An 18,412-nucleotide genomic window follows, 5' to 3' on the forward strand; every position below is an offset into this window, starting at 1 on the left:
ACAAAATCACTTCATTTTTGTCAGATAAATAAAAAACAAAAAAAGTTCCATCTTTAAAACACGCTATCCTTTTACTTTTTCTCACATTCTCTAAGAAAAGAAAAGGAGAATGAATTTTTGACAATTCGAGCAAAAGTGATTATCAAATATGTAAAATCAGCTACTTTTTTCTTAAACGTTTCTTTATACTAAATATAAATAAGTGTTTCATGAAAGGAGAATTAGATGAATAATTGGCTTGAGTATTTTCCTGAAAACGTTTTGGAACGCGGTTACAGCTATCATCTGCACGGTTTTGTCCGTCATTTGAACTATACAAGCAAGTACTTGTCCGCAACAGTTTCTGGCACGGAAGATTATAAGGTAGTGATCACTTGGGATGAAAAGACCAACATGACTTGTGATTGTCTATATGCCATAGAAGGAAAAAAATGCAAACACATGGCTGCTGTCTTATTCGCTTACGAAGAACGTCCAATAAAAAAATCCAACTACTCACTTTCCGAACTCTCGTCCCTTGTTTCCTCCGCTAGTTCCTCTCTTGTACGGGAGCTTTTAACAGAGATTCTTATAGAACATCCGCAATTTATCGAACGCTTCAAAGTTAAGATGCCATTTCATGCAATAAATTATTCAGATAAATTAACAACTATCATCCATAAATACGATCATATTATCAAGAAAAACAAAAACAGGAAAACAGCGAAGTTCATCATGTAGATGCGAAAGTTCATCCAAGAAGCAGTTGAATCGCTTATTCAGCAAAATGCCTATCTTCCCGCATTCGAATTGATCAATGAAGTGATTGCTACTCTCGAAACATTCTATTGGGAGCCTGAGGATGAACGAACCCTTCTTCTGATAGAGGACTGTTATTATTTATGGAAAGAATTATTAGCAGAAGCACCTCATGCAGAAAAAAGGCAAATGTTCTCTTGGTTCGTTTGCCAAGTCGATCATACTGACGCCTCTTATTCAAAACGCTACTCCATAAAAATCCTGAAAGAAGACTTTCGGGAAAAAGAATTTTCTAACCAAAAGAAAAAAATAGATAAAAAACTAAAGAAACGGTAAAGAAAGACGATTTCAATGAAAAATAGCAAGTAAACGATAACAACCATCCTAAATCCACAAGAAATACAGCAGACCCTGCTTTAAAAACACGAATCATGCAAAGGATGAAGTAAAGAAGACTTAACGCGTACCCAATATTAGTCATTTGACTGTTAGGTACGCGTTTTGTTTTATAAGTCATGACAAATTTCTTTCGTTGCTGGATAGATTTTCCGGCATTGTTGATAGATTTTATGATACTTTTCTACATTTTGTAAGAGAGGTTCCACTGCATCTGTATATTGGATAAAATTCTGACAACAACTTTCAGGTGTATCGAACCACTCTAATCTTTAAAGATAAATATTAAAATAAAGATTAATAATATTAACAGTCTTTATTTTTCACCACCAAAAACCTATCTTTGCATATACTAAATAGACGTATATACACAGATAGGTTTGTCTTGTGAAAAATAATGATTATCCTTACCAAAAAATGTTTGTTTTTCTACATGTTCGTACTTATCAAAAAATATGATCCTTATTGAAATTACTGGCTATTTATATTCCAACGACTTCTTGTGTTAATTTTTGTTATCTCATAGTAAATTATGTTTCATTTTCACTTAATTTAGTTGTCACGTGTTCGTCAATTCGTAAAAACGGTAAATATATAAACACACTTGCGGCTATAAGTAATATTTGTAAAACAGCTGCTCGCCAGTCTCCGGCTGTTGCTAAAAATCCCGATATAACTGGTGGCGTAGTCCAAGGAATTTGCACTACTACATGATTAATTAATCCCACAGCAGTTGCAAAATATGCTACTGTCAAAGAAAAAATCGGTGCAAGCACAAAGGGAATAATCAGACTGATATTAAATACAATAGGCAATCCAAAAATAATAGGTTCGCTTATATTGAATATAGCGGGAGTTACTGATAATTTAGCAAAGTCCTTATAATCTTTTCTACGACTGAAGATAAATATTGCAATCAATAAAGCAATCGTATTTCCCGATCCACCCATTACCGCAAAGGTATCTTTAAAGGCCATATTGATAATATGTGGAATTTGCTCTTTGTTTGCATAAGCTGCCATATTTTCTTGCATATTCTGAATCAAAAACGGATCTAACAATGAACCTGATATTACTGCTTGATGGATACCAAATCCAAAAAATAGATTAGCAATAGATGTAATTAACAAAAATCCTGGTAAACCAGTTGTAATTTTACTTAATGGCTCTGTAACTATCGTGGTAATTAGCTTATTTATATCCATATTAAACAATTGAATGATTATAAATGACAATAAAGCAAACGAGGTAATCGTAATAATGATTGGGATTAATACATTAAAAGACTTTAAAACAGCGGGAGGAATATTTCCGGATAGCTGAATCTGCAGTTTCTTATTATTAGAAAGTTTAATAAATAATTCTGTAGCCGCTAATCCAACAAATATACCTACAAACATTCCTGAAGCTCCTGTATAGGATATAGGTATCACACCCGTCACTTCAACAGCTTTATCCGCATTTTCAGGAGTAAACATCATCTGCATAGGTGTTAATACAACAAATGTCGAAATAGCAACTAATACCGCTGCAATATGATTTGTATAATTTCTGCTTGCACACATATGATAAGATACTGCTGCTACAACTAATAATGTAGTTATGCTTAATGTACCATTGGCAATTGAAGTACCAATTTGTTGTAACGTGGTCAATGTACTAGTATCGACAATTTCCCCCATGGATCCTGTTGGTTCTAAGATCACTGAATTAATAAGTGTCACAAACCCTGCTAACATCATAAATGGCATAAATGTAGCAAACGCATCTCGCAAAGTTCTTAAATGGATCTGATTCCCCAACTTAGTCGCAACTATACCGAATTTTTCAAATACAATGTCCTTCCTGCTACTTTTACCCATATTTTTTCTCCTTTATGCTTATTGTAATCGATTACTTTTCCACCCAAATAATACATCACTTATCAATAAAAGTAAATACTTTTAATTAAATATATATATCTTTTTTTAGTATAAAAAAATAAGCTCTGAAAAAAATAATTTTCCCGAGCTTATTTTTCAACAAAAACAGCTTCAAAAACAAAATCTTGATATAAATGTCTCGATACCGAATACTCGAAAGGTTTACCAGATGATAGAGCAACAACTTTGTCTATCTCGATCATAAATTCACCTGGATCTATTTTTAATATTTTTGCGTCAAATTCACTCGCAGTATCTCCTTTGATACGTATGTGCGAAGTCTTTATTTCCAGACCCAGTTCATTTGTGATATAAGCATATACAGATTTCTTTAAATGTTTTGGTTCCAAGCCTGGTATGACTGCTAATGGCATGAATGTTTGCTCAATCGAGTATGGTTGACAATCAATAAAACGGCTTCGTACAATATTATATACATAGTCTTTTACACTGATACTTAATTTATCAGCTACTTTTTTCGATGGAAGTTCAATTGAGAAAGTATGGATTTCTGAATCTACGTGTTCTTCACCAATCACGCTAAACAAACCTTCGTTTGGACCAAGAACTCGTGAGTTATCAATTGGTGTTCTGACGACTTCAGTCCCATACCCACTTCTACTTCGCAAAACTCCTTCGGAAACAAGTAAGTCTACGCCTTTCTTTACTGTTAACTTGCTTGTATGATAAATAACTGCCAATTCATCTCCTGTAGGAAGTTTCTCACCAATTTTATACTCTCCATTTACAATTTTTTTCTTTATATCTAAGTAAATTTCCATATACTTCGCAATTTTTTTCAATGGTGACCCTCCAATCAAAAACATATCTTCATCTATACTTTAACATAAATAAATCGATAAAATCCACATCAAAATTATACATACAACAAAAAAGATATATATATTTAAACAAAACTATTTACTTTAAGTTGTAAGCGGTGTTATCATTAAGTGAAAACAGGAGGTAAAAAAATTATGACAACTATGAAAAAGCTAACTTTTCCAGATGATTTTTGGTGGGGTTCCGCTTGGTCAGCTGAGCAAGCAGAAGGAAAAGGGGAAACAGGAAAAGCAGAGACTATCTGGGATCGCTGGTTTAAAGAACAACCTTACCGGTTTTATCAACGAATCGATTCCTCTATTACAACCGATCACATCCATCAATATAAAGAAGATATAGAACTAATGAAAAAAACTGGGCATAACTCCTTTCGCGTTTCTATTTCTTGGGCACGAATGTTTCCAAATGGCGGTACCGGAAAAGTAAATCCCAAAGCCATTTCTTTCTATCGAAAATTATTTTCCGAAATGAATAATAATGGAATCAAAGTATTTGCCAACTTATATCATTTTGACATGCCTGCTACTCTTCAAGATAAAGGTGGATGGGAATCACGTGAAGTAGTTGATGCTTATGTTCATTACGCTGAAACTTGTTTTAAAGAATTTGGTGACTTAGTTTGTCATTGGTTTACCTTCAATGAACCACTTGGGCCTATTTTAGGTACTTATCTTGAAGATTTTCATTATCCAAACCTCATTGACTTTAAACGCGGAGCGCAAGCAGCATTCTTCACTATACTTGCACACGCAAAAGCAATACAAGCATTTAAAGAACTAGCTCTTCCTAGTAAAATAGGCGTTATTCTAAATTTGAGTCCTACTTTTCCTCGTAGTCAAAATCCTGCTGATGTGAAAGCAGCAGAAATCGCTGATTTATTTTATACGCGGAGCTTTTTAGATCCTATGGTTAAAGGGAATTTTTCTAAAAAGCTTATCCTGTTATTACAAGAATATAATCAGCTTCCTGAAGATTATACGAAAGAAGATCTTGTATGTATCTACGAAAATACCGCTCAAATTCTTGGACTAAACTATTACGAGCCACGTCGCGTCAAATCTCGTTCTTCTATGGTGGATACATCTAGTCCATTTTTACCAGAGTGGTTTTTCGAACCACATATCATGCCTGGACGACGAATGAACGAATACCGGGGATGGGAAATTTACGAAAAAGGAATTTATGATTTGTGCATGGATATCAAGAACCATTATGGAAACATCGAAGCATTTATCTCCGAGAACGGAATGGGCGTTGCGGATGAAGAACGTTTCATGGATGATACAGGGCAAATGATTGATGATTATCGGATTGAGTATATCAAAGATCATCTTGCTTACTTATGGAAGGCAATAAATGAAGGATGTAACATTAAGGGGTATCATCTTTGGACATTTATTGATTGCTGGTCATGGATCAACGCCTATAAAAACCGATATGGGCTGGTTTCACTCGACCTTACTACTCAAAAAAGAACAATTAAAAAAAGTGGCGAATTTTACAAGCAATTAAGTGATACAAATGGATTTAGATACGATGTAGACTTGTTAGTTGAATAATATTCTAAAATTCCACTTGAAGTGAACACATTAGAAAACAAGAATAATGAGAAATACCAATAACAAATACTTTTTCTTTATACTTCATTTATACTTGTCAGTATAAGAGACTGTGACAAATGTAGTGATCCTCAGAAGTTAGGTCTGGAAATCTAACTTGAGAAGATTTTTTTTAAACTACGTCCAGTCTTTTTTATTTGTTTAAAATTGAAGTTGACAAGTCTTCATTAAAAATTTAGAATATTCACAAGTTTGACGACAATTATGAAAATTTATGTCGTGCTAAAGGAGTTTTGTTATTGGATGAAAAGTTAGATATAAAAACTGCGATCAAAGACACGTTACCTACCGTTTTCGGTTATATCGGTATTGGACTTGCATTTGGTATCGTTGGGAAAGCTGCCGGATTTCATCCACTAGTCGTCACGTTGATGTCCCTGCTGATCTATGCTGGTTCTGCCCAATTTATCACGGTCAGCATGCTTGCTAGCCATAGTCCACTGCTCTCCATCGTTCTCTCGACCTTTCTAGTCAATTCCCGAATGATTCTGATGAGTATGACGATTGCTCCTTATTTCAAGAAAAATCGGCTGCTTCAAAATCTGCTGATTGGCACATTGCTGACAGATGAAAGTTTCGCACTGGGAATGAATAAATTGAACTATACTGGACAAAAGTTAAACTTTCGTTGGATGAATACAGCTAATTGGATTTCTTATTTGACGTGGGTGGGTTCTTCTCTTGTTGGCGCACTTTTAGGAAATTTTATTACTGATCCGAAAAAGTTTGGTTTGGATTTCGCCATCGTCGCTATGTTTATCGGGTTACTTTATCTTCAAGTCATTTCTGATAGAAACACCTCTAAACGATTACAGTTGATCCTGATTGGACTCACTTTGATTCTGGTATATGTCGGACTGATTTTTATCCCAAGTAACTTATTGATTGTAATTGTAACACTGATTGGGTGCGGATTGGGGGTGTGGATCAAACATGCCTTCTTTTGAGTTTACATTGCTGACTATTTTAGGTTGTACTTTAGCAACTTGGCTTTCTAGGGTCCTACCATTTGTCTTACTGAAAAAATACGATTTACCGCAACCGTTGCTTGAGTATTTAAGTTTTGTCCCAATCGTCATTATGTCTGCTTTATGGTTCAGCAGTCTATTTACCCAAAATATCGGACATCTGCCGCAGATCAATCTCGAAAATGCTTTGGCTTCAGTTCCTACACTTTTAGCTGCTATTCTTTCAAAAAGCTTATTGGTGATCGTCTTGGCAGGAATTCTTTCCCTTTCGTTGATTCGCTTATTATAAATAAAAAAACAAGAGCTTATGGCAAATTACTGTCATGCGCTCTTGTTTTTATCAAAGTCAAATAAGAAAAAAATCGGCGTATTCTTGCTTATCCGTTGAACGGACCACTAACAACGACTTTTCCTAACATATGTCCTGTTTCTACGTCTTTGGTTGCTTGTTTCAAGTTCTTCGCATTCATCCCATCTGAATAGACCTTGCTCAATGTACTGCGGATAATCCCTTCATTTGCTAAAGCAGCAATGTGCGCTAAAGCTTCTCCTTGCGTTTCGATTTCATAGTTATAGTCTGTTTTAGCGAACATATACTCCCAGTCGAAGCTGATAGATTGGTTTTTCCAAACACCTATATCTAACGGCTCTTTGATCCCTACGATCGTTCCCACATGTCCAAATGGTCGGACAAGGTGCTTGATTTGATCAAAGTAGCGGGTAATATCGAATAATACAGCGACATACTCTACTTGATCGATTCCTAATTCACGAAAACTTTTACTTAAGTCGTGATGATAATCGATTGGATAGTCTACACCTGTTTTTTTCAGCCATTCAAAATTCTTCGGACTTGCAGTCGCGTAGACTTCTAGGCCAGCCCAATGCGCTAGTTGATTCAAAATCGAACCGACGCCCCCGGCTCCGTTGATCACTAAGATTTTTTTCCCGCGATTGGCATTTTCTTCTGGAGTTAGACCAAATTTTTCAAATAACAATTCATAAGCGGTCAATGAGGTCAACGGCAAGGCTGCAGCTTCTTCATCTGAAAGATTTTTTGGTGCAAGAGCGACAATACGTTCGTCAACTAGTTGGTATTCTTGATTGCTTCCTGCTCTTGTTGTTGTACCTGCGTAAAAAACGCGATCGCCGACAGAAAATTTTTGCACTTCGTCACCTACAGCAACAACTTTCCCGACTCCATCAAAACCTAAGATACGTAAAGCATTTCTTATCCCGTTATCTTGGCGAAGTTTCGTATCGACAGGATTAACAGATACTGCGTTGACTTTTACCAGAAGATCCCGTGAACTGGGTACAGGTATCTGTTCTTTTTCATCAATAAAGCTTTTTGGATCATCGATCGGCAACCCTTCATAAAAACCGACTACCTTCATTAATTCCTTTTCTGACATACGAATTCCTCCTTAGCTTCATCAAGTTGGAGCATCCATACAGTTTTCATTTCAATATATATAGTATGCTATTTGTTCCACCTTTTTTATTCATCATAATTATTCTCTTACTTAAAGTAAAATATTTGCACTTTTTTTGGTTAAAAAAGAGGTTGCGACAAGACTTTTGTCACAACCTCTTATAAACGGTGTTCCCCTACCAACTCTTCGGTCACAAGTTACAATATTCATAAAATATGAGGAGCTATTTTTTGGAATTGCTCCTTGTGACTCAGAGTTAAACGGCAGGCTCACAACCTCTGATATAAACGGTGTTCAATCAACTGACCCTCGGTATTAGCTCAAAAAACGACAAAATATGAAGAGCTATTTTTGTTTGGCTGTTCTTATTACTTGATACAGGACAGCTTTTTCACGACCTCTAATTCACGGTGTTCAAGCAAGAAATCATTGTTCACTGAAAAGCGTTGGATGTTCTTTTTCAAAGGTGTCTAAGATCTCTCGTACTTCATCAGTAGATTTCGTATTCATCAACTGAACTCGCAAGTCATTTGCTCCTGGAAATCCTTTGATATAGATTTTAAAGAAACGATGTAGTCCTGTGATGGAACGCGGGATGATTTCTGAATAATGATCTTGCAGATCTAGTTGCAGACGAAGTAGTCCGATCAGTTCTTTTTCTGTATGTTCCCTCGGATCTTTTTCAAATGCATAAGGATTCTTGAAAATTCCTCGGCCAATCATGATGCCATCAACGCCATATTTCTCGGCCAATTCTTCTCCTGTCTGGCGATCGGGGATATCTCCATTGATCGTGATTAGTGTTTGTGGAGCGATTTGGTCACGTAAAGCAATGATTTTAGGAATGACTTCCCAATGTGCATCTACTTTACTCATCTCTTTACGCGTACGCAAATGGACAGAAAGATTGGCTATATCTTGATGAAGTAGGTGACTGATCCATTCTTCCATCTCAGACATTTCCGTATAGCCGATACGCGTCTTGACGCTGACAGGCAAACCGCCAGCTTTAGCTGCTTCAATCAATTGTGCCGCTACTTCTGGACGAAGGATCAAGCCACTGCCTTTTCCACGTTCTGCTACATTAGGGACTGGGCAGCCCATGTTGATATCGATTCCTTGGAAGCCCATTTCTGCCATAGCAATGCTCATTTCTCTAAAAAATTCTGGCTTGTCTCCCCAAATATGGGCAACCATCGGCTGTTCATCTTCTGTAAATGTTAATCTTCCTCGTACACTGTCTTTTCCATCTGGATGACAGAAACTGTCTGAGTTTGTAAACTCAGTAAAGAAGACATCCGGTGCTGCTGCATGCTTTACGACATGGCGAAATACAACATCTGTTACATCTTCCATTGGTGCTAAAACAAAAAAAGGCTTTGGCAGCTCTTTCCAAAAATTAGTAGTCATTTATTTGTTACTCTCCATTCTATCAAGCAGTGAAGTCGCAATCTTTCTCAAAAACATTGTCATTATACTAGGAAACAAAAAAAGAAGCAAAGTGAACAGCTCAGAAGGTTTGTCTGATTGAACAAAAAGAGGACTGTGACAAAAATCTTCACAGTCCCTTTTCCGGAATAAATGGTGTTCTCCTGCCAACTCCTCGGTCACAAGTTAAAATATTCATCAAACATGAGAAGCTGTTTTTTGAAATTGCTCCTTATGACTCGGAGCTGAATGGCAGGCTTACGACCTCTTTCTTAAACGGTGTTCAAAAGCTTGCATCTGCGGTAAAAAGCCCAACCAAACGAAAAATATGAGAAGCTATTTTTGTTTGGCTGTTCTTATTACTTGATGCAGAACAGCTTTTTCACAACCTCTCCACTAAACATTGTTCAATCAGCTGACCCTCGGTATTCGCTCAAAAAACAACAAAATATGAGGAACTATTTTTCCGTTTGTTTCTCTAATACTCAGGTCAAAACGCTGATTTCACAACCTCTTTTCTAACTTCTCAATCCTCTTCCTTTATTAATCAAATACCAAGTAACGGCGTACAAAACAACGATGAATAACACAAGTACGATCATCGATGTTGCTACTGGCACATCGATCGTTCCAAGGAATCCGTAACGGAAACCGGAGATCATATAAACGATCGGATTGACTTTCGAAACAGCTTGCCAAAAGGGCGGTAACATAGAGATGGCATAGAAAACGCCACCTAGATAAGTTAACGGCTGCAAGACAAATGTAGGCACGATCGATACATCATCATAAGACTGAGCAAAAATCCCGTTGAGCAGTCCTGCTAACGAAAACAAGATTGCCGTCATCAATAATGTAATGATGACCATGAACCATGAATACACATGAAGTGGTACAAAGAACAAGGAAATGATCGTTACGAGAGAGCCGACGAGAATACTGCGACCCACACCACCAATCACAAAGCCCCAAATAATCACATGCGTAGGAACAGGTGCTACCAAGATTTCTTCGATATTTTTCTGAAATTTTTGAGAGAAGAAGGACGAAGAAACATTGGCATACGAACTAGTGATAGCAGACATCATAATCAAACCAGGAACGATGAATTCCATATATGAAAAACCACCCATGTCACCGATCCGCCCACCGATCATTTTTCCGAAAATAACAAAATACAAGGATGTCGTGATCACTGGCGGAACCAGTGTTTGGACCCATATACGCAAATAGCGGTTCGTTTCCTTGATAGCTAAACTTTTTAATGCAGTAAAATAAAGATTAAACATTTTTCTCCTCCGTATGATTATTTTCTTCTGTGATTTTCAAGAACAGTTCTTCTAAACGATTCGACTTATTCCTCATAGAAAGAACTTTGATTCCTTGTCTTGTAAGCTGATCGAAGATTCCGTTCACCCCTTGATTTCGTTCAACTTCGACAGCGATTGTCTGCTCATCTTCAAATGTACAAGCATATCCTTCAATCACAGGTTTGGTATCATATGGCGCTAAATCAAAGATAAATGTTTCAAATTGCAGTTTTGACAGAAGCTCTTTCATACTTGTATTCTCGATCAGTTCACCCGATTGGATGATTCCGATGTTGCGACAAAGCATTTCAGCTTCTTCTAGATAATGCGTCGTCAAAATGATCGTTGTACCATTTTCGTTCAATTCTCGTAGAAACTCCCACATCTCGCGTCTCAACTCGATGTCAACTCCTGCTGTTGGTTCATCTAAGATCAGCAAACGTGGTTCATGCATCAGTGCTCTAGCAATCATCAGTCTTCGCTTCATTCCCCCGGAAAGCATACGTGCACGGACATTTCTCTTTTCCCAAAGATTGGACTGCTTCAAATATTTTTCACTGCGTTTCATCGCTTCTTTGCGAGAGACACCGTAGTAACCGGCTTGATTCACGACGATTTGCTGGACCGTTTCAAAAGGGTTAAAATTGAACTCTTGCGGGACCAATCCAATCTGTTGCTTTGCTCGAACTAGATCCTTGTCCAGATCATAACCGAAGACATTCACTTTTCCAGATGTTTTATTGACTAAAGAAGTAATAATCCCGATCGTTGTAGACTTCCCAGCTCCATTTGGCCCTAATAGCGCATAGAAATCTCCTTCTTTCACCGAAAGATCGATTCCCCGCAATGCTTCGACCCCACTTCCATAGATCTTTTTCAAATTATTTATTTCAAGCGCATTTGCCATTTATTTCCTATCTCCTTATAGACATGATTCTTTATTGTATCATGGAATACAGCAGATGAAAAAACAACTTGGTTTCCACACAAAAACACACCTGCTCACAAAGAGGAGATGTGTTTTCTAGTTCATGATCATCTTCGATAGAATAACTATCTAAACAACTCTGGAACTTTTAAAATCATAAAAGCACCGACAGCAACTACTACGATGACATATAGAAGATCCTTATAACTGAGGTTCTTGTCTTTTTTATTCATGTTAAGCTTTCCTCCGTCCTTTTATCGAAAGCTTTTTTCTTTTATTTTATTTTAACCGAAATAAATAAAATGGAAATAGTTATTTATCAATTTCTGTTTTCTCTGTTTGTTTTACGGAGAACTTTTCCATGGAACGTGCGTCTCGTCGCTAATGCTAAGTTTTTTCGATAAAAGCTGCTAGAAGGAAGACAGCGTGGTTTATTTTGTATCGTCTTTTGCTAAATCTTCCAAGATCATCTGGACAGCAGACTCGTTTCCATTGAATTCTGCCACTTTTTTGGCATCGATGTACTTCTTTTGATAATCGTCTTTTTGGACCCACGCATCATGCTTCGTTTGATAAAGTTAATCAAACGGATACCACTGCCGCTGTTCATCGAACAACAAACTTTCTTTTTGGGCCTGTTCAACTATGGATTCAGGGTAATCCAAAACTTTCAGCAAGGCAATCGCATTTCGGGTCCTTGAAGGTCCTTCTTTTAATTTGAAATCAAAACTGATTCCTTTTCCTTCTGTTACTTGTTCTTCAAAGTGGACATTCTCACAATAATTCTTTAAAATCTCTGTCAATTCGATATCATGTGTGGCGACAAATGCTAATGATGGATACTCCGCAAGCCACCGAACGACTGAAGCGGAAGAAGCAATCCGTTCAATCGTATTTGTCCCTTTTAAAATCTCATCTACGAAGCAGTAGCAGCGTTCTTTGGAAGCCACTTGGTCCAGCAAACGTTTGATCGATTTGATTTCTGAAACAAAATAACTGTCGCCTTCAAATAAATCATCTTCGATTGCCATGGAAGTCAACACATGTCCAGATTGCAGGGTAAACTGTTCTGCAATCGCTGTTTGGATCGTCTGTGCTAGAATACAGCTGATGGCTATACTTTTGACATACGTAGATTTTCCTGATGCATTGGAACCCGTGACTAATATATTCTTCTGCCAGTTGACTGGATTCACTACCGCTTCTTTTAACAATGGATGATAGATATCTTTCGCTGTCACACCGCCCTCAGTAAACTCTGGTCGGCAAGTGATCGGCATATAGGTGCGATAATTCAAAACGGCTGCTGCAACTTCCAATTCTCCCAGCAATTCCCACAGCTTGATGGCTTCATTTGAATGCTTTTCTAATTTAGTGAGAACGAAATGATAGGAGATAAATGGTAGCATGAACATGATGTTGACATATTCAAAAATCAATTCTGCTTCACTCCCGCTCTTCATTCGAAATGAAAAACCTAATTTAGGGATGTCTCTTAATGGTTTAGTTTGCTGTTTCAGCTCTTTTTGAAGTGGTGTCGTCATTTTTGCTAACTGATTGGCGGCTGAAATCGTTGAAACCAAATAACTCATGCTATTCAACTCTGTTTCTAGTGTTTGTTTCTTCACTAGATAATAGACCGTATTGAATACTAAGCCACCGATTGCTAGATAGATTCCTAGTACTTGCCCTAAAAGAAGCAAACCTACACCCACCAGCGGAAGCAAGCCAAGAAAAATAAATAAACCTACGCGTCCAATCTTTTTACTTTTTCCATCCGCTAGATATTGTTTTGCAAAATTATGATCTTTTTTTCCTAAACGAGCGAATTGATATTGGATTCTTTCTCTCAGTTGAGGATTTTCCTGATAAAAAGCAATTAGTTTTTCTAACTGATAATCTTCTCCAAAATCAAAGCTACGTAAACGCTGATACAACGCTTCTGAACCTACACTAGAATAGGTACTGTTGATCCCTTCAAATACTTCGAACATATCCAAGTCATACCAAGTAAGATCGTCGATTTCACTATCCCATGAACGGAATTTTTTCTCCGTGAGCCACGCATCCTTCAAACTTTCTTCTTTATCAAATCTCGGTTGATAAGGAATTTTTCCCCAATTACTACGAACTGTTTCCTTTACTTTCAAACGTGAAAAAATGTCTAAAACAACTAATAAAATAATAACTGCAATAATAATTAAAACGATAAATTCTCTTTGGCCCATATCCCTCTCCGTTCCTTGATTTGTTAGTTTTAGTATAGCACTGTTGCGCTATTTGAAAAGGGGGTACAAAAATAACTATCTTCGTTACCTAATTCGTATCAATCACACCAAAATAAAAACACCTTCCAAAAAAGAAGATGTCTTTAAAACGAGATACAATTTTTTGTCATTCACTTCAGGTAAATTAGAGCCAATTAAACCCTCCGCAACTTGACGGAGATGGAGAAGATGCCCCCGTCTAATCTAGCGGTCATCTCTCCTCCCATTCCTTCCACCAATTTTTTTGACAGGTAAAGCCCGATTCCGCTAGATTCCGTATTTGTGCGGCTGGTATTTTCGGTATAAAAACGCTGGAAGACTTTTTCAACAGAGGTTTGCGCTCCTGGTTTGATAGGATTGGCCACTGTTAATCGAATGAATGGATCCTCTTTTGAAAATGTCACCTTTGCTTGTCCATCTGCATAACGCAATAAATTCTGTATGATATTTTGCAGCACTCGCAGCAACATGAGCGGATCTGCTAATACAGTTGTATTTATCGAGTCTTCAGCGAACGCTACCTGGATATTTTTCTCAGAAAATTGTTCATAAAAAGAGAAAAATACTTCTTCCACCTCTTTAGAAAAAGAAAGCGTATGGAGATCCATTTCTTTTTGCTTCGTCTCTATTCGAGCAAGATCATAAAACTGATCCGTCATACTGAGTAATCTTGCAACAGATTGTTTGATGATCGTTAAATACTTCTCCCGTTTCTCCGTATCCTCTACCTGTTCCAGTAATTGTACATAACCGTTAATAGCAGTCAAAGGAGTTCTGAGATCATGAGAAAGGCCGACGATCGATAGTCTGATGTTTTCTTCCATTTCTTGAAATACTTGTCCTTTTTGTTCATTTTCATCCACCCATCTATTCAGTGCATCTACTAGGTCCATTAGATTCTTTTCTCGAAATTCGACTGAGAGACGACCACCATATTCTTGTCGTTCAGAAAGAGTGGCGATTTTCTTAGTTAATCGCTTGATTTCCCTTTGCAGGAAGAAAATAAAACTTCCCATAAAGATAACAACGAGAAGCAACAGCCACTTAATCAAATCTAAACCCCACTCCCCACACCGTATGAATATACACAGCATGTGCCTTTGCTAGTTTCCCTCGAAGATTGGAAATATGCATATTCACTGTTTTCTCACTATCAAAATATGGTTCTTGCCAAACTGTTTCATAAAGATTTGCTCGCGAAAATACTTTTTTCGGATGTTCTAAAAAAAGCTTCAGCAGATCGAATTCTCTTCCTGTCAAATGGACAGCCACGCCATTCACATTTACATCCCTTGACTCTTTGTCCAGTAAGATTTCCTTGTAATAGATGCGTTGTGACAGATCTTTTACTTGGACAGAAGTCTGATGACGAAGTTGGATGCCGATTCGTAACAAAAGTTCTTCGATATCAAATGGTTTCGTCACATAGTCATCCGCTCCTGCTGCCAACAAGGAAACTTTATCTCTTTGATCGCTTTTTGCTGAAAGAACGATGATCGGAACATTCGATGTCTGTCGGATTTCTGCTAATAATGCTTCACCTGAAAGCCCTGGAAGCATGAGATCTAGAAGGATCAAATCGACAGGATATGTGCTTAACAATAATTTTCCTTCCGTACCTGAATAAGCATCAAGAAGTTTGTATCTCTGTTCAAGAACCTCCTCCAGTAAGGAATGAACAGCTTCATCGTCTTCGATAACCAAAATAGTTTCCAGCAGGACCATCTACTTAATGTCAGATTTTTGGAAAATAAACATTCCTAGAGCTGATGATACCACGATTGTTACTAGACTGACCAGAATCATTTTCGGTGCTTGCGAATAAGTTGCTTGTTGCGCAAAGTCCGTATACATGAGCCACGTTTCCGTAAACCACTCCGTTAGAAATTCCAAGCCTTTGATTTTTGCGAAAACACCGGGAACGAAGGCCGTTCCCATGATATAAAGAAAAGAAAGAAGCAAACTGACACTGGTACTTCTAGTGATGAATGTCAAAGCCAATGGAACAGATAATGTCCCTAATATCAGCAGAATCAATACAGGAAATACTTTTAGAACATAATTTCCATAGTTTTTGATTCCCTCAACTTCACCAAATCCGAAAGCAAGTGTGTAAGCAAGCATGGCTAGCCCCGTAATCAAAACCACGCCAAGTGTTGTGATCAAAAGCGTAACGAGAAGTTTCGACACATAATAAGTCATTCGATTCCGTCCTAAAGATAACGTATTGCGAATCGTACCGTTTTGAAATTCTTCCCCAATATAAAAGCACGCAAATGCTGCGAAAGCCAGAAGAATCCATGCAGCCATTTTTTCTACCATTAAAATCCCTGTTGCACCGTTGATGACTGTATCCGTTGCTTGGTTTAATTCATTGCCGTATTTTGTATGCATATACCATTCGTTCCAAGAATAAAAAAGCGGAAGTACGACCATCAGTCCTAGTGAGACCCACATTTTACGGCTCTCCCATACTTTTATTTTTTCAGCAGTTAATAGATTAAACATGTGGATTGCCTCCAGTTAATTGTAAGAAATAATCTTCCAGTTTTTGCCCAACTAGGTGGATACCATCCACAGGAACTTTTGCCTCTACCAATGCTTGATTGATGGCTGCTACTTGGTCAATTCCTTCAAAAAGCTGGATAACACGGCTAGATTGGACAAAATAATCCCTATAACCAAGAGAGTCGAGAACCGTTACTGCTTGTTCCGTCGCCGAAGTGTCAATTTTTATAAATTGACGAGATTCTTGTGCCAATTCTTCTTTCGATAATTCTTTGATCAAGTGTCCTTCATGCAAAATACCATAGTGAGTGGCGATCTGTGACAATTCATCTAGCAAGTGGCTAGAAAGCAAGACGGTGATGCCCCGTTCTTTTACCAAACGTTGGATGATTTCTCGCATTTCTGCCATCCCTGCTGGATCCATCCCATTCGTCGGTTCATCCAAAATCAAAAATTCTGGATTCGTGATCAGTGCATTTGCAATAGCTAAACGCTGGCGCATACCTAAAGAGAAATTCTTTGCTTTCTTTTTCCCTGTATTTTCCAATCGCATCATTTTCAGCAGGTCTTCGATTTCTCTATCCGACACACCGCCGTTCGCTGCTTGGATACGTAGGTTATCTCTTGCAGTTAATTCTGGATAAAGAGCAGGGGTTTCAATCGATTGACCCATACGTCGTCTTGCTGCCTGCAAATCCGTCGTTCCAAATAATTCGATCGAACCTTCATCAATCGAGATCAAACCCATAATAGTTCTCATAAAGGTAGACTTACCCGCTCCATTCTCCCCAATCAAACCATAGATCATTCCACGTTTGATTTCGATCGATACTTTATCTAATGCTTTGGCAGCACCGTATTTTTTGGTTATACCAGTTGCTTTCAAGACCGTTTCATTTCCAAAATCCATACTTATCCTTCTTTCTTATTGATAAGTGAAGTATAGTTGACGGGTATAAAGAAAGCAGCCAGAAATGTATAAAGAAAGCGTAAATTTTCCAATTGAATTTCAAGAAAAATCAGACTGTCTCGCAGACGTGGTTGCGTTGTCTGCCAATCAAAGAGCGCACCAAACAGTGCTAATCCAAGTGGACTGGCCACCATGGTAATCGTTGTTATCGTTGACATCAGACGTCCTTGTATATGCGTTGGAACTTCTCGCTGAAGCTAGACCATATAAAAAGCAAAAGAAAACATTAATCCTTAAAAACGGACTTATGAAAAATAATACATGCCGTTTGGGATTTACAATTAGCTACCAAATAAGAGGTTATGACAAAAGACTTTTCACAATCCCTTCTTCCGAATAAACGGTGTTCTCCTGCCAACTCCTCGGTCACAAGTCACAATCTTCATCAAACATGAGAAGCGATTTTTGTAAATTCCTTCTTATTTCTTGAAGCTGACCACTTCTGTCACAACCTCAGAAGCGGATAAATAATATTGTTTGAAGATACTTGATCTTTTTCCCGTTTGTTTATAGATCGAATGATATTATAGACCAAGAATCCTACCTATTAACATAGCTAAAAACACAAAAAAGGCACTTTCCAAATTGTGGAAAGTGCCAGAAAAGTTAGGATTAAGGTAACTGCGCTCAGCATTGCTTCGCCCAGTACGATTCTCGTAACTCGTGAACTCGAACGATAATCGCAATTAACGTTTTGAGAATTGTGATGCTTTACGAGCTTTCTTAAGACCTGGTTTTTTACGTTCGACCATACGTGCGTCACGAGTAAGTAAGCCAGCACGTTTAAGAGCTAAACGGAAGTCAGGATCAACTTCTAGCAATGCACGAGCGATACCATGACGGATAGCTCCTGATTGTCCAGCGTATCCTCCGCCGTTTACGTTAACAAATACGTCATATGCGCCTTTTGTTTCAGTAACAGCGAAAGGTTGATTGATTACTTCACGCAAGTCAGCATGTGGAATGTATTCTTCAACATCTTTTTTATTTACAGTAATTTTGCCAGTTCCTGGTACTAGACGTACGCGAGCAACTGCGTTTTTACGACGGCCTGTGCCGATATATTGAACTTGTGCCAA

16 protein-coding genes and 2 pseudogenes are annotated in these 18,412 nt (G+C 37.7%); 4 read left to right on the forward strand and 14 right to left on the reverse strand.

Features of this window, described 5'->3' with window-relative positions; translation table 11 throughout:
* The first annotated feature begins 225 nt into the window (after positions 1 to 225).
* Positions 226 to 1,074, forward strand: a pseudogene (locus tag RBL01_RS12205) (SWIM zinc finger domain-containing protein).
* 170 nt (positions 1,075 to 1,244) lie between these two features.
* Here the strand turns inward: RBL01_RS12205 and RBL01_RS12210 are convergent.
* From RBL01_RS12210 to RBL01_RS12220, 3 genes and pseudogenes are all read right to left on the reverse strand, one after another.
* A pseudogene (locus RBL01_RS12210) lies at positions 1,245 to 1,403 on the reverse strand (xylulose kinase); the annotation flags it as partial.
* Between the two features lie 261 nt (positions 1,404 to 1,664).
* The gene (locus tag RBL01_RS12215) at positions 1,665 to 2,996 is read right to left on the reverse strand and encodes a PTS sugar transporter subunit IIC (RefSeq protein ID WP_038809695.1); all 1,332 of its coding nucleotides are present in this window, start codon (positions 2,994 to 2,996) and stop codon (positions 1,665 to 1,667) included.
* A gap of 149 nt (positions 2,997 to 3,145) precedes the next feature.
* Positions 3,146 to 3,859 carry a GntR family transcriptional regulator gene (locus tag RBL01_RS12220; RefSeq protein WP_002318822.1) on the reverse strand — a complete coding sequence of 238 codons (714 nt, stop codon included), beginning with the start codon at positions 3,857 to 3,859 and terminating at the stop codon, positions 3,146 to 3,148.
* Positions 3,860 to 4,033: 174 nt separating this feature from the next.
* Here RBL01_RS12220 and RBL01_RS12225 point away from each other — a divergent pair, with 174 nt between their 5' ends.
* The 3 genes from RBL01_RS12225 (at position 4,034) to RBL01_RS12235 (ending at position 6,775) form a co-directional block, all read left to right on the forward strand.
* A complete protein-coding gene (locus RBL01_RS12225) occupies positions 4,034 to 5,458 on the forward strand; it encodes a glycoside hydrolase family 1 protein (protein WP_002318821.1) in 1,425 nt (474 codons plus the stop codon).
* 299 nt (positions 5,459 to 5,757) lie between these two features.
* A complete protein-coding gene (locus RBL01_RS12230) occupies positions 5,758 to 6,465 on the forward strand; it encodes an AzlC family ABC transporter permease (RefSeq protein WP_002318820.1) in 708 nt (235 codons plus the stop codon).
* Positions 6,452 to 6,775: an AzlD domain-containing protein gene (locus RBL01_RS12235; RefSeq protein WP_002318819.1), complete on the forward strand. Its 324-nt coding sequence runs from the start codon at positions 6,452 to 6,454 to the stop codon at positions 6,773 to 6,775. The genes RBL01_RS12230 and RBL01_RS12235 overlap by 14 nt, the downstream gene beginning before the upstream one ends.
* An 88-nt stretch (positions 6,776 to 6,863) precedes the next feature.
* On the opposite strand, the gene RBL01_RS12240 is transcribed toward RBL01_RS12235, so the two are convergent.
* The 11 genes from RBL01_RS12240 to rpsI form a co-directional block, all read right to left on the reverse strand.
* Complete coding sequence (locus RBL01_RS12240) at positions 6,864 to 7,901, reverse strand: zinc-binding alcohol dehydrogenase family protein (RefSeq protein WP_002318818.1); 1,038 nt, start codon at positions 7,899 to 7,901, stop codon at positions 6,864 to 6,866.
* A gap of 447 nt (positions 7,902 to 8,348) precedes the next feature.
* A complete protein-coding gene (locus RBL01_RS12245; protein ID WP_002318817.1) occupies positions 8,349 to 9,332 on the reverse strand; it encodes a tRNA dihydrouridine synthase in 984 nt (327 codons plus the stop codon).
* Between the two features lie 536 nt (positions 9,333 to 9,868).
* Positions 9,869 to 10,639: an ABC transporter permease gene (locus RBL01_RS12250; RefSeq protein ID WP_002287492.1), complete on the reverse strand. Its 771-nt coding sequence runs from the start codon at positions 10,637 to 10,639 to the stop codon at positions 9,869 to 9,871.
* A complete protein-coding gene (locus tag RBL01_RS12255) occupies positions 10,632 to 11,567 on the reverse strand; it encodes an ABC transporter ATP-binding protein (RefSeq protein ID WP_002287494.1) in 936 nt (311 codons plus the stop codon). Before RBL01_RS12255 ends, RBL01_RS12250 begins: the two co-directional genes overlap by 8 nt.
* 599 nt (positions 11,568 to 12,166) lie before the next feature.
* Positions 12,167 to 13,816 (reverse strand): MutS-related protein, encoded by a 1,650-nt coding sequence (locus tag RBL01_RS12260; protein WP_002318815.1) that lies wholly within the window; start codon positions 13,814 to 13,816, stop codon positions 12,167 to 12,169.
* 194 nt (positions 13,817 to 14,010) lie between these two features.
* The gene (locus RBL01_RS12265; protein WP_038809454.1) at positions 14,011 to 14,907 is read right to left on the reverse strand and encodes a sensor histidine kinase; all 897 of its coding nucleotides are present in this window, start codon (positions 14,905 to 14,907) and stop codon (positions 14,011 to 14,013) included.
* Entirely contained in the window at positions 14,900 to 15,580 is a 681-nt protein-coding gene (locus tag RBL01_RS12270) for a response regulator transcription factor (RefSeq protein ID WP_002376364.1), read from the reverse strand. The genes RBL01_RS12265 and RBL01_RS12270 overlap by 8 nt, the downstream gene beginning before the upstream one ends.
* On the reverse strand, positions 15,581 to 16,363 hold the full coding sequence (locus RBL01_RS12275) for an ABC transporter permease subunit (protein ID WP_002318812.1): 783 nt from the start codon (positions 16,361 to 16,363) through the stop codon (positions 15,581 to 15,583).
* Complete coding sequence (locus RBL01_RS12280; RefSeq protein ID WP_002287502.1) at positions 16,356 to 17,273, reverse strand: ATP-binding cassette domain-containing protein; 918 nt, start codon at positions 17,271 to 17,273, stop codon at positions 16,356 to 16,358. The genes RBL01_RS12275 and RBL01_RS12280 overlap by 8 nt, the downstream gene beginning before the upstream one ends.
* A gap of 2 nt (positions 17,274 to 17,275) precedes the next feature.
* Entirely contained in the window at positions 17,276 to 17,491 is a 216-nt protein-coding gene (locus RBL01_RS12285; RefSeq protein WP_002318811.1) for a hypothetical protein, read from the reverse strand.
* Positions 17,492 to 18,019: 528 nt separating this feature from the next.
* Complete coding sequence (rpsI, locus tag RBL01_RS12290) at positions 18,020 to 18,412, reverse strand: 30S ribosomal protein S9 (RefSeq protein ID WP_002287505.1); 393 nt, start codon at positions 18,410 to 18,412, stop codon at positions 18,020 to 18,022.

This window comes from Enterococcus sp. SB12 (assembly GCF_030910025.2).
GTDB classification, from domain to species: Bacteria; Bacillota; Bacilli; order Lactobacillales; family Enterococcaceae; genus Enterococcus_B; species Enterococcus_B faecium.

Coding starts and splice junctions, on each gene's coding strand:
- RBL01_RS12215 (WP_038809695.1), bottom strand. CDS start 2,996: ATGGGTAAAAGTAGCAGGAAGGACATTGTATTTGAAAAATTCGGTATA.
- RBL01_RS12225 (WP_002318821.1), top strand. CDS start 4,034: ATGACAACTATGAAAAAGCTAACTTTTCCAGATGATTTTTGGTGGGGT.
- RBL01_RS12235 (WP_002318819.1), top strand. CDS start 6,452: ATGCCTTCTTTTGAGTTTACATTGCTGACTATTTTAGGTTGTACTTTA.
- RBL01_RS12240 (WP_002318818.1), bottom strand. CDS start 7,901: ATGTCAGAAAAGGAATTAATGAAGGTAGTCGGTTTTTATGAAGGGTTG.
- RBL01_RS12245 (WP_002318817.1), bottom strand. CDS start 9,332: ATGACTACTAATTTTTGGAAAGAGCTGCCAAAGCCTTTTTTTGTTTTA.
- RBL01_RS12250 (WP_002287492.1), bottom strand. CDS start 10,639: ATGTTTAATCTTTATTTTACTGCATTAAAAAGTTTAGCTATCAAGGAA.
- RBL01_RS12255 (WP_002287494.1), bottom strand. CDS start 11,567: ATGGCAAATGCGCTTGAAATAAATAATTTGAAAAAGATCTATGGAAGT.
- RBL01_RS12260 (WP_002318815.1), bottom strand. CDS start 13,816: ATGGGCCAAAGAGAATTTATCGTTTTAATTATTATTGCAGTTATTATT.
- RBL01_RS12270 (WP_002376364.1), bottom strand. CDS start 15,580: ATGGTCCTGCTGGAAACTATTTTGGTTATCGAAGACGATGAAGCTGTT.
- RBL01_RS12275 (WP_002318812.1), bottom strand. CDS start 16,363: ATGTTTAATCTATTAACTGCTGAAAAAATAAAAGTATGGGAGAGCCGT.
- RBL01_RS12280 (WP_002287502.1), bottom strand. CDS start 17,273: ATGGATTTTGGAAATGAAACGGTCTTGAAAGCAACTGGTATAACCAAA.
- RBL01_RS12285 (WP_002318811.1), bottom strand. CDS start 17,491: ATGTCAACGATAACAACGATTACCATGGTGGCCAGTCCACTTGGATTA.